The sequence below is a fragment of the Bradyrhizobium sp. LA6.1 genome, from assembly GCF_040547805.1.
GTDB classification, from domain to species: domain Bacteria; phylum Pseudomonadota; class Alphaproteobacteria; order Rhizobiales; family Xanthobacteraceae; genus Bradyrhizobium; species Bradyrhizobium barranii.
Map to the genome: position 1 here is coordinate 148,838 of NZ_JBEPQK010000006.1, position 14,638 is coordinate 163,475.

Below are 14,638 nucleotides of genomic sequence, written 5' to 3' on the forward strand. Positions count from 1 at the left end.
TCATGCTGCTCCCGCGCCCAAGATCTTGCCGGGGTTCATCAGGCCGTTCGGATCGAGCAAGTGCTTGATGCCGCGCATCAGCTCGATATCGAGCGGATCGGCGACACGGGCCAGCCGCACGCGATTGGTGATCCCGATGCCATGCTCGGCACTGATCGCCCCGCCCCGCGCTGCGGTCTCGTCATCGACGATCTCATTGATTTGCGCCACCAGGGCGGCCGTCGTCGCCGGCTCCTGACAATGCGCACGGTCGATCAGGGCGATCACGTGGATGTTGCCGTCGCCGATATGACCATGCATCACCACGCGGGCATGCGGCACAGCGGCCATAATTCGCGCCTCGACATTGGTGACGAAGTCCGCCTGGCGATCCAGCGGCACAACGCTGTCGTGCGAGACGACATAGCCGCTGCGCTTGTTGCCTTCGGACACGCTGTGCCTGACGGCCCAGATCGCCTTCGCCTGTGCGAGGTTCGAGGCCAGGATGACGTCTTCGGCGATGCGGGCCTCCATCGCATCCGCCAGAGCCGTGGCGAGCGGCTCGTCGAGATCGACGCCCGCGAGCGTGTCCGTCAACTCGACGATCAGATACCACGGTGTCGTCAGCTCGAACGGGATGGTGACATGCGGCACGGTCTCCGCGATCGCCTCGATCTGCGAGCGCGACATGATTTCGAGGCTGCCGAGCCGGTCGCCGACCACACCGCGCAGGCGCGCCATGATCTCGAGTGCCTGCGCGACACCCTGCAATTTCACCAGCGCCAGCGCCGAGCTGCGCGGCGGCGAGAACAGTTTCAGCACCGCCGCGGTGACGATGCCGAGCGTGCCTTCCGCCCTGATGAAGAGCTGCTTGAGCGCGTAACCCGTGTTGTCCTTGCGCAGCGCGCGCAGGCCGTTGAAGATACGCCCGTCGGGCAGCACGGCTTCGAGCCCGAGCACGAGATCGCGCGTCGGGCCGTAGCGCAGCACGGCCGTGCCGCCGGCATTGGTCGAGATGTTGCCGCCGATCTGGCAGGAACCCTCGGCACCCAGGCTCAAGGGAAAGTAGCGATCGACGCTACGCGCCGCATTCTGGACCTCGGCGAGAATGCAGCCAGCCTCGACCGTGATCGTGTTGGCGAGCGGACTGACGTCGCGCACAGCTCGCATGCGGTCGAGCCGGATCACGACATTGCCCGCGTGATCGTCCGGCGTCGCGGCTCCGCACATGCCGGTGTTGCCGCCTTGCGGCACGATCGTAAGGCGCCTGTCGGCGCAGTATTTGACGACAGAGGCGACCTCGGCGGTCGAGCCGGGCTTCACCACTGCGACCGCGCGGCCGCGATAGCGCCCGCGCCAGTCCACCACATAAGGCTCCTGGTCGGCTCCGGACGCGATGACGTGCTTCTCGCCGACGATCGCGGCGAGCCCGGCCAATGCATCCTGGAATGAGTCGGACATCAGGTCGCCTCGTCGTCCGTACCGAGCTTAGGCGGAAGCTGCGAATGCCGCAGCATTCGCAAGCAGCTCTTTCAGCTGGTCCGGCGGCAAGGATTCCAGCGGCGGCCGCAGGCGCTGCCAACCGGCGTGCTTCGTGCGATCAGCCGCAAGCGCCTTCAGCGAGGCCATCTGCGGAAATTGCGAGACCAGCTCGCGCGCCTTCACGATGCGCGCCTGCGCCGCCTTGAGCGCCGGATCGTCGTCGCTGTCGCCAAAGTGCTTGAAGACATAGGCAAGACTGCGCGCGACGACATTGGAGGTCGCGGTGATGCAGCCCGCGCCCCCCTTGCGCAACAGCGGCAGCATCAACGGATCGGCGCCGCCGAGGACCGCGAAGCCCGGAAACCGTTCGACCATCGCCGTCATGTTGGCGAAGTCGCCGGACGAATCCTTGATGCCCGTGAACGTGGCCGGATAGGCCTTGCGCAGCCGCTCGATCAGCGCATGCGAGATCGGTTGCGCCGACATCTGCGGGTAGTGATAGAGGACGACTTTCAGGCGCGCATCACCGATGCGCTGCACCACTTCGCTGTATGAGGCATAGATTCCGTCATCAGTGACGTTCTTGTAGTAGAACGGCGGCAGCATCACCACGGTGTTGACGCCGACCGAGAGCGCGTGACGCGTCAGCGCGATGGTGTCGCTGAGCGCGGCAACGCCGGTGCCGGGCAAAAGCCGCCGCGGCGCGATGCCGGCGGCCACCACCGCCTCGAGCAGCGCCGTGCGTTCGGCCACCGAAAAGGAGTTCGCCTCACCCGTCGTGCCCAGCATCGCGATGCCGTCGCAGCCTTCGTCGAGCAGATAGCGACAATGGTCCACGAAGCGCGCATGATCGGGAGCAAGCTCGGCGTCGAGCGGCGTCAACGCGGCGGAGAACACGCCATGAGGGTGCAGCGATGATGTCGACAAAACTTCCTCCGATCGTCAGAACGATGTTGTTCGGAATGCGAACATTTGTTATTTGCTGGTGCAGTCGTAAAATCAGCTCGGCCCGACGTCAAGGGCATGGCTGTCATGGCGGGGCATTCGAGCATGACCAAGGCTGCAGGGAAGGCCGCGAAGCGCGTATCGGAAACTAGCGCCAAAAATCCCAAGAATTATGTCGCCTCCGTCGGCAAGGCCTTTGCCGTGCTCAAGAGTTTCACCAGCGAAACCTTCGAGCTGACCCTGAGTGAGATTGCCGCACGGGCTGATCTCGATCGCGGGACGGCGTTCCGCCTGATCCAGACCCTGACCGAACTCGGCTATCTCCAGGCCGTTCCGCAAAGTCGCCGGTTCCGTCTCGGCATCGCCTGTCTCGACCTCGGCTACACCGTGCTGTCGCACGGCTCGTTGCGGCCGATCGTCGAGCCGCTGCTGCGCGACCTCGTCCCAGCGGTCGGCGATGCGGCATCGCTCGGCATTCTCGATGGCGGCGACGTGGTCTATCTCGCGCGCGTCGGTGCCGGCCTCGACCGTCACAAGATGGACCGCCGGCCGGGCACGCGCATCCCCGCCTACAGCGCCGCGCTCGGTCATGTCATGCTGGCGCATCTGCCACGCGACCAGCAGATCGAGCGGCTCGAGTTGCGTCCTCGAGTAAAGCTGTCGGAGCGAACGCTGACCGATCTCGATGCACTGCTCGCCCGGCTCGATCAGGTGAAGAAGAAAGGCCATGCGGTCTCCGACGGCGAGAATGCCTATGGCCTGCGCACGCTGGCAACGCCGATCTTCGACGCTCAGGGTTTTGTGATCGGCGGCTTGAGCGTCACGGTCGATGCGATGCGCATGGACATGGCGGCCTTCCGCGATCAGGCGCTGCCGCGGCTCATGCAGGCGACGGCCCAAGTCCAGGATCTCGCGATCAAGTCGGGATTGACGAGCTGAGTGCGGTGATGGCGATTAGATCACGATGTGATCGAAGTCGGCGGCGATCCGCGTATTCGGAAACACCTTTGTCGCCTCCGCCAAGATCTCTTCATCCTCGTATCGTCCCGACATGTGGACCAGCACGAGCTGCTTGACGTTGCTGGCGGCGGCAAACGAAGCGGCTTCGGTCGCTGTGAGATGGCCGTAGTCCCGCGCGGTCGCGGCGTCACGGTCGAGGAAGGTCGCCTCGATCACCAGCATGTCGGCGTCGGCGACATGTCGAGATAGACCATCCGTGGTTTCGGTGTCGCCGACCACGACGAGCTTCCTGCCGCCGCCCGGCGGGCCCAGGACGTCCTCCGGATCGATGGTTCGACCGGCGATCACGACCGGCCGTCCGGCGGCCAGCTCTCCGCGCATCGGCCCGTCCGGGACACTGAGCGACGCAAGCCGCTCGGGCAGAAGGTGGCGGTGCGCGGGGCTTTGGAAAGAGAAGCCAAAGCTGTCGGTGTCGCGGTGGCGAACCGGAAAGCAGTCGATGGTGAAGTCGCCGGCATCGATGACTTGCCCCTGGGTGAGCGGTGCGAACGCCACAGGGATCGGCGCCCTGCCCGCACCCCACAAGCCGGCGAGCATGCGAACGACGATGTCGAGCGTGCCCGGGCCCGCATGAACGGTCATCACGTCGGAGGTCTGCCGCAACCCCAGCGTCGAGAAGAGACCGGGGATGCCGAGCACGTGATCGAGGTGCCCGTGCGTCAGCAGGATGCGGTCGAGCCGGCGAAAGCCGGCGCCGCTGCGCAGCAACTGGCGCTGCGTGCCCTCTCCGCAATCAACCAGGATGCGCTTGCCCGCGGCCTCCACCAGGAGGGCCGGATGGTTGCGCTCCACTGAGGGAACGCTTGCCGAGGTGCCGAGAAATGTCAGGGCGAACATGGTCGTCAGCGTCCAGAGACCGACCTCTCCCCGACAGCACCGCAACGGTCCGCACGGTGGATGGCCTCACCGTCCCCAATGCCATGCGAGCAGCAGCGCGTACAAGCCCATCGAGCCAGCATAGAGCGCGGCAAGCAGTGCATATCCCGCAATCTGGCGGCCGAGCGCTGCCTTCGGCTTGATCCACCAGTCGAGCGCCCTGAAGGCGGCCGGCACGAGAAACCAGCCGAGCAGCTGGGTACTCACGAGATTGCCGACGAACAGCGACAGCCAGACCGGCACGCCGTGGCTGTCGATCAGCGGCGCGCTGATGAAATAGCCCCAGAGATAGACCACGGGATAGAGCACCAGCAGGACGATGAGGTTGCTCTTCCAGATCAGGCTGGGCCCTTGCTCCGGAGCCTGCGTCTTGCCGGCCGGGAACCAGAAATTGAAGCCGTAGCTTGCCCGCTTCACGTTCATGCCGGCGTTGAAGCGCGCGCCTTCCTCAAGCAGCGTCTGCCGCAAGGGCGAGTCCAGCCACGCGTTGAGGCTGGCATCGCTGTCGAACGACAGGATGACGATCCACTCGTCGTGCAGGCCCGGGATAGGCCGCTCGATCTTGTGGCGCAGGAACCCCCTGAACTCGGCCTCCGCGGCCTGGATGCGCTGTTGCCATTTGAGGAACGCATCCTCGAGTCCATCCGGCACCTTGAAGGAGATGACGGCGGAGACCGCGCTGTCGCGCTGAACGCCGGTGTCGGGAAGGATATGGACGTCCTCCGACCCGACGAAGAAGCGCTGCACGTCCGCGATCAACCGCGCCCGCACATCGCTCTGAAGCCAGGCGCGGGCAGCGGCCGGGTTCGCGAAGCGCAGGATGGTCACCCAGTCCACATGCGCCGGCGGCTGCGGCGGCACGACCTCCTGGCTGAGGAAGCCGGGCCACGCCTTCAGCGCCTCGCCGACCTCGCCGTTCCACCGCGCGAACGCGGCAAAGCCGTCGTCGGCGATGCGACGCTGGATGACGAGGGCGACCGCCTGGGCCGCTGGATCCGGAGATGCGCTCATCGCGACCGTTCGCTTCAGCTCTGCTTGTAGAGACGCTTGCCCATCACCCAGGTCTCGTCGACGCAGCGATCGTCGCCGACCATCATGACGGCGAACAGCATGTTCGCGGCGTCGTCGACCGTGCGCGGACCAGCACCGTCGGCGATCAGCGACTGGTGCCAGGGTTGCGCCAGCTGGCCACCATTCGGATCGAGCGCGACGAAATCGGCTTCCTTGCCGGGTTCGAAATTGCCGAGCTTGTCGTCGATATAGAGGCCTTCGGCGCCGCCGAGCGTGACCGACCAGAAACCGCGATAGGGCGAGAGCTTGTTGCGCTCGGCTTCCGCGAGATCCTTGCGCGCCGGATCGATGCTGCCGTCGAGCATCGTGTTGTTGCACATGCCGACCTTGTAGGCGTCGTCGAGCACGGAGATCATCGAGAAGCGGTTGCCACCGCCGACGTCGGTGCCGAACGACATCTTTACGCGATGCTCGGGATCGGTGGCACGGCCGAGGCGGAACAGACCGCTGCCGAGGAACAGGTTCGAGCACGGGCAGAACACCACCGCGGCGCCCTTCTTCGACATGCGGCGGAACTCGTTGTTCGAGAGATAGACACCGTGGCCGCCGGAGAACTTTGGCCCGACCAGGTCGAACTTCTCATAGACGCCGAGATAGTCCTGGCAGTCCGGATGCTCGACCAGCACGCCACTGCACTCGGCCGGGTTCTCGGAGATGTGGGTGTTGACCCAGCAGTCCGGATGCTCGTGCTTGAGGCGCTGACATGCCTTGAGCAGCTCCGGCGAAGCGCCGAAGGCGAAGCGCGGCGTGATCGCGTAGAGGTTGCGGCCCTTGTTGTGGTACTGCGCGATCAGACGCTTGCTGTCGCGATAGAAGTTTTCGGGCGTGTCGATGAACTCGGCCGGCGCGTTGCGGTCGATCCCGGTGAGGCCCGCGATCACGCGCATGTTGCGGCGGGCCGCTTCCTCGAACAGCTCTTCGGTCGCGACCGGCGAGGAGCTGGTGAAGGCCTGGCAGGTGGTGGTGCCGGCGGCAAGCAGTGCGTCGAGAAAACGCTTCACACCGTCGCGCGCGTAGTTGCGATCCTTGTACTTGATCTCCTCGGGGTAGATCGATTTCTGGAGCCACGGCAGCAGCTGCTCGCCATAGGCACCGAGCACGCGGGTCTGCGGCAGATGGATGTGGCCGTCGATGAAGCCCGGGACGATGATGCGGTCCTTGATATGGGTGATCTCGACGCCCGGATGCGCGGCGGCGATCTTCTCATACGGACCGAACGCCTTGATGACGCCGTCCGTGACGACCATCAGGCCGTCCTGGTGAAAGCGCGCGGCAGCCTGCTCGTTGCCGATGTGCTTCCAGGGATCGTCGACGAAGTCGAAGAACGTGCCGCGAATACCGACGGTGGTCATGAATGGGTTCCTTCCTTAAGTCTGTGTGGCGTGGCGTGCCGCAGGCAACGAGATCGCAAGCAGCGTCCCTGCGACGGCGCAGAGGCCGAGATAAAGCCATCCGATCGGCGCCTGGGTCGCTTCGGGCAACACCGCCGCGATCGCCATGGCGCCGCTGACCGCGAGATAGCAGAGCGCGCTGATGAGGCCGCCGATCAGGCCGTGGTCGCGCTCGAACAGGCCGAGCGCCATGCCGTACATCATCGGGCACAGCACGCCGCAACCGCCGAGCACCAGCGCACCGCCGATCGTGATCGACATGAAATCGAGACCGACGGCCAAGCCGGTCGCGGTCAAGACCACAGCGCCGGCGAGAAACAGCGCGAAGGCGCCAAAGCCCATCACGCGGGCCGGCATGAAGCGTGCGAAATGCGCGCAGCCGAGCTCGCCCGCGAGATTGACGCCGCCAAGGCCGAGCGCGACGAGACCGTAGATGGCCGCAGAATAACCGAGGCCGGTCTGGTAGAGGAACGGCGCGACGACGCCGAACGCCAGTTGCGCGCTGGCCGCGGCGGCAAACACCAGCACGAAGGCCAGGAAACCCGGACGGACGAGCGCTTCGCGGAGAATGCTCGCCGTGCGGCGCGGATCGAACGGCGCGCGTCGCTCGGCCGGCAGCGTCTCGGGCAGAAGCAGCACGACGATCGCAGCGACGATGGCCGCGGCGATGGCGATGATGACGAAGACCCCGCGCCAGGACGTCAGCTCGACGATGAAACCGCCGGCCGCCGGTGCGAGCACGGGTGCAAGCCCCCAGGCGGCACCAAGCAGCCCAGAGATCGCCGTAAGCTCGCGGCCGCGAAAGCAGTCGGCCGCAACCGCATAGGCGACGACGAGGCAGGTGCAGCCGCCGACGCCCTGCAGGAATCGCAACGCGAGCAGCAGCGATGCGCTGGTGGCGAGCGCACAGGCGATGCTCATCGCGATGAGAACCGATAGCCCCGCAAGCAGAACGTTACGGCGGCCGAGCGTGTCGGAGGCGATGCCGACAGGCACCAGCGCCAGACTCATGCCGAGCATGTAGGCGGTGACGGTGTTCTGCATCGACGCGGAATCGGTCGCGAGATCCACCACCATCTGCGGCAGGCCCGGCGTATAGGCATCGAGCGGAATCTGGCTGAACGGCACCACGCATAGCAGGATCGGCACGATCCCGCCCTTCGCGCGACCAGCGTCCGAAGCAACTGCAGTCATGGCTCACGCCCCCTCGATGCCCGCGGGTCCCGTCTTTTCGTGCGCGCAATAAGAGGCGACGATGCAGGTTGCGGATATTGACGCGCGGAGCGTGCCAGAACTGTGTATAAAAACTCTTAGGAGGCCCGCTTCAATGCGGGCGGCTGATGCTCTGGTCCTCGCTGCCTGGGGCTGCTCCAACAAAAAATGCGAAAACAACCCCACGCACAGTACAAATCATTGAAGAATTTCGCTCCGGCATGGCGCGAGCCTGGCCCCCGAGGACGTTTGACACGTCGGGCAACACAGGCGCAGGACTGCACCATCCCCGCTTGTGAATTCCCGCCGCACAGAAGCCATTAACCGTTCGGAAGGCATCGCCGTTTCGAGCGCAGGATCGGCATCGGCCAGGCGCAGATCAAAGCAGGAAGCCCTTGAGAGCTCCGAGAAACTGCCGCGGCGACTGAAGCTGCGGCACGTGCGCGCAGCCTGGAATGACCTTGAGTTCGGCGCGCGACAAACCGGCGGCCAGTTCGCGCGACATTGGCGGAGGCGTCGCTTCGTCGTGCTCACCAACCAGAACGAGGGCAGGAACATTCACCGCGGCAAGTTCGGCGCGGAGATCGAGGCTTGCCAACGCGTCGCATGCGCTGCGAAACACATCGGGATCCGTCTGCAGAAAAGCTTCACGACGATCCCGCATCAGTTCGGGATGCCGCTCCTGAAACTCGGGCGCAAACAAGCGTCGCATCGCAACGTCAGTGATCGCCTCGAGTCCCTTCTCCCGCGAGACCCTCGCCATGCTGCGAAACGCCTCGCGGCCGGGCTCCGAGAACGCCGCGCCGCAATCGGCGAGAACGAGCTTGCTGGCGATCTCCGGGTGCCGGATCGCCATCTGCAAGGCGACGAAGCCGCCATAGCCGTTGCCGAGCACGATCGCCGGCGCACCGCCCGCAGTCTCCTTCACGGCCTCCGCCATCCTGTCTGCGACAACGACGAGCCCGCCCTCGACCGCGCGTGAGCGGCCGAACCCCGGCAACTCCGGCACGATGGTGCGAAACGATCCCTCAAGCTCGGGCACGATCGCATCGAAGCTCGCACGGTCCGACAACAGCGAGTGGAAGAGAAACAGCGGCGGCCCCTCGCCCGATTGCGCGGCGTTGACGGTCCCGTTGGCAAGAAGCCTGTCCATGTCCGGTCTTTCCTTAACTTCGGCGGCGGGATCACACCCGTTCGCGTGCCGTGGAGGCCCCCGATTGATAAATCAACTGTCAGGGAATTCAAGCATTTGGCTCTTGACGTGAAATATCAGGATTGCCAAATTGGAGCCAACGAGGTCCCTAGAATCATGCTTTTGCGCGAAAACATCTACGATCTTCTGAGGTCTGATATTTTAGCGTGCCGGTTCGCTCCGGGCGATGAAATGCGGGAGCAGGATCTGGCCGAACGCTATTCGGTGAGCCGCCAACCAGTTCGGGATGCGCTTTTGAGGCTGCAGCGCGAGCACCTGGTGACGGTGCAGCCGCGGCAGGGCTACCGGGTCACGCCGATCTCGCTGTCGGACGCCCGCGACCTCCTGCGCTTCCGTCTTGCGCTGGAGCCGGCCTGCGTCGCTGAAGCGATCGAGAGCGCTCCCGACAGCGTCCTGAAATCGCTCGATGAATTTCGCCGCTTCTCCGGCAACCACGAAGACTTCATCGCCTACAATCGCGGCTTCCACTCCGCGCTGGCTCACGCGTCCGGCAATCGCCGCATGGCGACGGCGCTGTGCGACCTGATCGGCCAGGCCGACCGGCTGGTCCGCGTCAGTGTGTCCAATCTGAAGGGTCACGATCCGGCAAAGCTCGTCGCCGAGCACGTCGCCTTGATCGACGCCATGCAGAGCCGCGAAACGCGAACCGCCGCGCGCATCATCAAGGCCCATATCGGGGCGACCGAAAAACGCGTTCTGCCGGCGCTCAAGCGCAACGCCGTCATCGTCGAGGAGAGATCATCATGAACATTCCATCGAAACCTGCGTCGATCGACGTCGAAATCCATGGCAATTTCATCGACGGACGTGAGGTCGAAGCCGGCAACGGCGTGATGCTCGACGTCCGCAATCCCGCGACCGGCGACGTGATCGCCCGCATCCCCAATTCGACCGCCGAGGACATCGACCGCGCGATGAAGAGCGCGCGCGCGGCGTTCGAAGGCAAGGCCTGGGGCGGCATGGACACGCGCGCGCGTGCCAGGCTGGTCAACAGGCTCGCCGATGCCTTCGAGGCCAATCTCGACAGCCTGTACCGGCTGGAAACCCTCAACAACGGCCGGCCGGTCAACGAGACCCGCGCCCAGCTCTCCCGCCTGCCCGACTTCTTCCGCTACTTTGCCGGCGTTGCGCTGGCGCGACGCGACTCCGTCATCCCCGTCGAAGGCGCCTATCTGAACTATACGCTCCGCACCCCCATCGGCATCGTCGCCAATTGCACGCCGTTCAATCATCCCTTGATGATCCTGTGCAAGTCGCTCGCCGTGGTGCTGGCGACCGGATGCGTCACCGTGGTCAAGCCGTCTGAATACACGCCGCTGACGACATTGAAGCTCGCGCAGATCTTCACCGAAGCCGGCCTTCCGCCCGGCGTCTTCAACATCGTTCTCGGCCTCGGCCAGAGCGCCGGCAAGATGCTGGCCGAGCATGGCGACATCAACAAGCTGGTCCTGACCGGCGGCACCGAGGCCGGCCGCATCGCCGGCAGCGCGGCCGCAAAAGTGTTCGCGCATCAGACCATGGAGCTCGGCGGCAAGACGCCGGTGATGGTGTTCGACGATTTCGACATCGACCGCGCCGTCAACTACGCCGCGTTCGGCGCCTTCATCGGCGCCGGACAGACCTGCGTCTGCGCCTCGCGTCACATCGTCCAGGCTTCGATCTATGACGAATTCGTTGAGAAACTGCAGGCCAAGACCCGCACGATCCGCGTCGGCGATCCCTTCGATGCGAACACCCAGATGGGCCCCGTGATCTCCGCCCGGCAGCGCGACCGCGTTCTCACCTACGTAGGGTACGGCCACGAGGATGGCGCGCGTCTGGTCACCGGCGGTGTTGCCGCGAAGGTGCCAGGCCACGACAACGGCTATTTCGTCGAGCCGACCGTGTTCGCCGACGTCACATCCGACATGCGCATCTTCCAGGAGGAAGTGTTCGGTCCCTTCACCTCGGTGACGCCGTTCAAGGACGAGGCCGATGCGCTGCGGCTTGCCAACAACTCGCCCTTCGGCCTCGCTGCGGCCATCCGAACCCGTGACGTCGCCCGCGCGCACCGCGTCGCCGCCTCCGTCAAGGCCGGCATCGTCTGGATCAACGATCACCACCGTCTAGACCCGGCTTCGCCCTGGGGTGGCGTCGACGATTCCGGCATCGGCCGCGAATGCGGCACCGAAAGCTTCAACGACCACTTCAACACCAAGAGCGTGATGGTCGCGACCCACGAGCAGCCGTTCGACTGGTATCGCGACACGGCCAACCAACTGCGCCTGAACTAGCAAAAAAACGACAAGCGGCCGACCGCCCATAGAAGGCGGGCCGCATCGACCAGAACAACAGTCAGGGGAGAGCGTATATGTCGACATTGGTGAACGCAGGCAGCCGTCTGGATCGGCTGCCGATCGGGCCATTCCACCGCCGCATCATGCTGCTGATCGGCATCGGAATGTTTTTCGACGGTTTCGACATCTATATCGCCGGGACCGTGCTCAGCGTCACGCTGAAGACAGGCTTTTCAACCCTCGCCCAGAACGCGGTTTTCATCTCCGCGACCTTCGTCGGCATGATGCTGGGATCATTCGGCACCGGCTTCCTCGGCGACCGCTACGGACGCCGCTTCACCTATCAATTCAATTTGCTCCTTTTCGGCGTTGCCTCCCTGGCCGCGGCGTTCTCACCGAACATGGCCTTCCTGATCGCCTGCCGCTTCGTGATGGGCGTTGGGCTCGGGGCGGAGAACGTCGTCGGCTATTCGACGATGACGGAATTCGTGCCCGCGCGCACCCGTGGCAAATGGCTCGGCTTCACGACCGTGTGCGTCGTCACCGGTCTGCCCGTGGCGCTATTGATCGCGTCCGTGGTGGTGCCGCAATTCGGCTGGCGCTCCATGTTCGTGCTCGGCGGCGTCGGCGCGCTCGTGGTGTGGTACATGCGCAAGTCGCTGCCGGAATCGCCGCGCTGGCTGGAAGCCGTGGGACGCACCGCCGAGGCGGAAGCGCTGATGCAAGCCATCGAGAAGGAAGCCGCGCAGGGTCAGCCTCTGCCTCCTCCCGCGGCCACGACACCGGTCCCGGCATCTGCGGATCTCGGCACGCTGTTCACCGCGCCCTTGCTGTCGCGGATGATCGTCGGCGCGGTGTGCCTGATCACGATCAACACCCTGCTCTATGGCTTCGTGACCTGGCTGCCCGTGTTCTTCGTCAAGCAGGGCCTCTCGATCGCGACCTCGTTCGGCTATTCGCTGCTGATGGCGCTCGGCGCGCCCGTCGGCTCGGCCATCGGCGCGCTAACCGCCGACCGCTGGGGCCGAAAGCCGACCATCATCGGCGCATCCCTGATCACGGTGGCGCTTGGAATCCTTTACCCCATGATCTCCGATCCGATCCTGCTGCCGGCTGTGGGCTTCGCGCTGACGGTACCGATCTACGTGCTGGTCGCCCTTCTGTTCGGCATCTATATCCCCGAGCTGTTTCCGACCGAGGTCCGCCTGCGCGCCTCCGGCATCGTCAACACGCTGGGGCGCGGCGCCACCATCGTCACACCGTTCCTCGTCGTATCGCTGTTCGAGACGCGCGGCGTGGCCGGCGTGATGGCGCTGATGATCGGACTGCTGGTGGTGCAGATCATCACGGTCTGGGCGCTGGGCATCGAACCGCGGCATCGCAGCCTCGAGGAGCTCAAGGCGGAGGAATCTGCCGCGCCGGTGCTGAAGGAAGCTTCCTGAGGCTCTCCACCGCGTCATGGCCGGGCTTGTCCCGGCCATCCACGCCTTGCGACGCCGCACTGAGAACGTGGATGCCCGGGACAAGCCCGGGCATGACGACCAGATGCGATAGCGTCGTAGCCCGGATGAAGCGATAGCGTAATCCGGGTTCTGGATCCGCGTCGGGAAATGTCCCGGATTGCGCTGCGCTCCATCCGGGCTACAAGGTGTCGGCCGGGATACAATGGAGCTCGTGATGACCGCAGATGCCGCTGAGCTGGACTACGGCTCGATCAGCACACTTCTGACCGCCCTGCACGCTCGCAAAGTGTCCGCGTCCGACTTGCTCGCGCATACGATCGCGCGCATCGAGGCGCTGGACGGGCGGATCAACGCGATCATCGTTCGCGATTTCGATCGTGCGAGAGAGGCCGCACGCGCCGCCGATGCCGCGCTTGGTCGCGGCGAGCGGCTGCCCCTACTCGGCATCCCCGTGACCCTCAAGGAACCGTTCAACGTCGCCGGCCTGCCGACGACATGGGGCTTCCCGCATTTCAAGGACTTCCAACCGGCGGAAGACGCCCTTGTGGTCTCGCGGTTGAAGGCGGCAGGCGCCATCATCATCGGCAAGACCAATATCCCGATCGGCTTGCGGGACTTCCAAAGTTACAACGACATCCACGGGACGACGAACAACCCGTGGGACCTCGGCCGGTCACCCGGCGGCTCCTCGGGCGGATCGGGCGCGGCGCTGGCCGCGGGTTTCGGTCCGCTCTCGATCGGCTCGGACATCGGCGGCTCGATCCGGGTGCCTGCGCATTTCTGCGGTGTGTTCGGACACAAGCCGAGCCTCGGCCTGGTGCCGCTGCGCGGCTACAGCCTGCCGCCGGCACTGCCCGTCCCGGGCCAGGGCGATCTGGCGGTCGTCGGGCCGATGGCGCGCACCGCCTCAGACCTCGCGCTGGCGCTCGACGTGATTGCCGGCCCCGACGAGACGCGCGACGGGATCGGCTATCGCCTTGCGCTACCTGCCCCGCGGCACAACGATCTCAAGGATTTCAGGATCCTCGTGATCGATACCCATCCGCTGATGCCGACGGGTGATGCCGTGCGTTCAGCCATCGGGCGATTGGCCGACCGGCTCGACAAATCTGGCGCGCGGGTCACGCGCGCGAGCACCTCGCTGCCTGATCTCGCCGGCTCCGCGCGGCTCTACATGAAGCTGTTGAACGCAGCGAGAAGCCCGCGCCTGACACCGGCCGCTCTCGCGGAGGCGCAAGGAATTGCCGCGGCACTCTCGGCCGACGACCGCAGCCTGCAGGCCGAGCGCGCCCGCGGCTGGGGCATGATCCATCGCGAATGGCTGGCGACCGACGCGGCGCGCCTGCAGTTGCAGCAGCGGTGGCAGCAGTTCTTCCGCGAGTTCGACGCCGTGATCTACCCGGCCGCCGCCGTACCGGCCTTTCCGCACGACCAGTCCGAGCCGTTCGACGCGCGGCAACTCGACATTGACGGAAAGCTGCACCCTTACTCCGATGCGTGCTTCATCTGGGCGGACCCCGCTTCGACCTGCGGACTTCCTGCGACCGCCGTACCGATCGAGCGAACGGCGTCGGGCCTGCCGATCGGGGTTCAGATCATCGGGCCTTATCTCGAGGACCGCACGACGATTGCGCTGGCCGGGTTGATTGAACGCGAGTTCGGCGGCTTCGTCGCGCCGCCGTCGCTGCAATCCTCAAAATGACAACGGCC

The 14,638-nt window shown here is 65.3% G+C and carries 12 protein-coding genes; 5 read left to right on the top strand and 7 right to left on the bottom strand.

Features of this window, described 5'->3' with window-relative positions; all coding sequences use genetic code 11:
• Both ABIB99_RS17520 and ABIB99_RS17525 read right to left on the bottom strand, forming a co-directional pair.
• Positions 1-1,440: an FAD-binding oxidoreductase gene (locus ABIB99_RS17520; protein WP_354176801.1), complete on the bottom strand. Its 1,440-nt coding sequence runs from the start codon at positions 1,438-1,440 to the stop codon at positions 1-3.
• Positions 1,441-1,467: 27 nt separating this feature from the next.
• Positions 1,468-2,388 carry a dihydrodipicolinate synthase family protein gene (locus ABIB99_RS17525; RefSeq protein WP_247311880.1) on the bottom strand — a complete coding sequence of 307 codons (921 nt, stop codon included), beginning with the start codon at positions 2,386-2,388 and terminating at the stop codon, positions 1,468-1,470.
• Positions 2,389-2,511: 123 nt separating this feature from the next.
• Between ABIB99_RS17525 and ABIB99_RS17530 the strand changes: the two genes are divergently transcribed.
• A complete protein-coding gene (locus ABIB99_RS17530) occupies positions 2,512-3,345 on the top strand; it encodes an IclR family transcriptional regulator (protein WP_354176804.1) in 834 nt (277 codons plus the stop codon).
• A gap of 15 nt (positions 3,346-3,360) precedes the next feature.
• Here ABIB99_RS17530 and rnz read toward each other — a convergent pair whose 3' ends face one another.
• The 5 genes from rnz to ABIB99_RS17555 form a co-directional block, all read right to left on the bottom strand.
• Positions 3,361-4,263, bottom strand: a complete 903-nt coding sequence (rnz, locus tag ABIB99_RS17535) for a ribonuclease Z (protein ID WP_354176805.1) — start codon at positions 4,261-4,263, stop codon at positions 3,361-3,363.
• Between the two features lie 66 nt (positions 4,264-4,329).
• On the bottom strand, positions 4,330-5,313 hold the full coding sequence (locus tag ABIB99_RS17540) for an antibiotic biosynthesis monooxygenase (protein WP_354176806.1): 984 nt from the start codon (positions 5,311-5,313) through the stop codon (positions 4,330-4,332).
• A 14-nt stretch (positions 5,314-5,327) separates the two neighbouring features.
• Positions 5,328-6,725 (bottom strand): guanine deaminase, encoded by a 1,398-nt coding sequence (gene guaD / locus ABIB99_RS17545; protein ID WP_028146606.1) that lies wholly within the window; start codon positions 6,723-6,725, stop codon positions 5,328-5,330.
• 15 nt (positions 6,726-6,740) lie between these two features.
• The gene (locus ABIB99_RS17550) at positions 6,741-7,958 is read right to left on the bottom strand and encodes a multidrug effflux MFS transporter (RefSeq protein WP_354176807.1); all 1,218 of its coding nucleotides are present in this window, start codon (positions 7,956-7,958) and stop codon (positions 6,741-6,743) included.
• Positions 7,959-8,355: 397 nt separating this feature from the next.
• Positions 8,356-9,129, bottom strand: coding sequence for an alpha/beta fold hydrolase (locus tag ABIB99_RS17555; RefSeq protein WP_354176809.1), 774 nt, complete (start codon positions 9,127-9,129; stop codon positions 8,356-8,358).
• 156 nt (positions 9,130-9,285) lie between these two features.
• Between ABIB99_RS17555 and ABIB99_RS17560 the strand changes: the two genes are divergently transcribed.
• The 4 genes from ABIB99_RS17560 to ABIB99_RS17575 all read left to right on the top strand — a co-directional run bounded on the left by ABIB99_RS17560 (position 9,286) and on the right by ABIB99_RS17575 (position 14,630).
• Complete coding sequence (locus ABIB99_RS17560) at positions 9,286-9,936, top strand: GntR family transcriptional regulator (RefSeq protein ID WP_028146609.1); 651 nt, start codon at positions 9,286-9,288, stop codon at positions 9,934-9,936.
• Positions 9,933-11,462 (top strand): aldehyde dehydrogenase, encoded by a 1,530-nt coding sequence (locus tag ABIB99_RS17565; RefSeq protein WP_354176810.1) that lies wholly within the window; start codon positions 9,933-9,935, stop codon positions 11,460-11,462. Before ABIB99_RS17560 ends, ABIB99_RS17565 begins: the two co-directional genes overlap by 4 nt.
• A 77-nt stretch (positions 11,463-11,539) precedes the next feature.
• Positions 11,540-12,907, top strand: coding sequence for an MFS transporter (locus ABIB99_RS17570; RefSeq protein ID WP_071915003.1), 1,368 nt, complete (start codon positions 11,540-11,542; stop codon positions 12,905-12,907).
• 235 nt (positions 12,908-13,142) lie between these two features.
• On the top strand, positions 13,143-14,630 hold the full coding sequence (locus ABIB99_RS17575) for an amidase (RefSeq protein ID WP_354176812.1): 1,488 nt from the start codon (positions 13,143-13,145) through the stop codon (positions 14,628-14,630).
• The last annotated feature ends 8 nt before the right edge of the window (positions 14,631-14,638 follow it).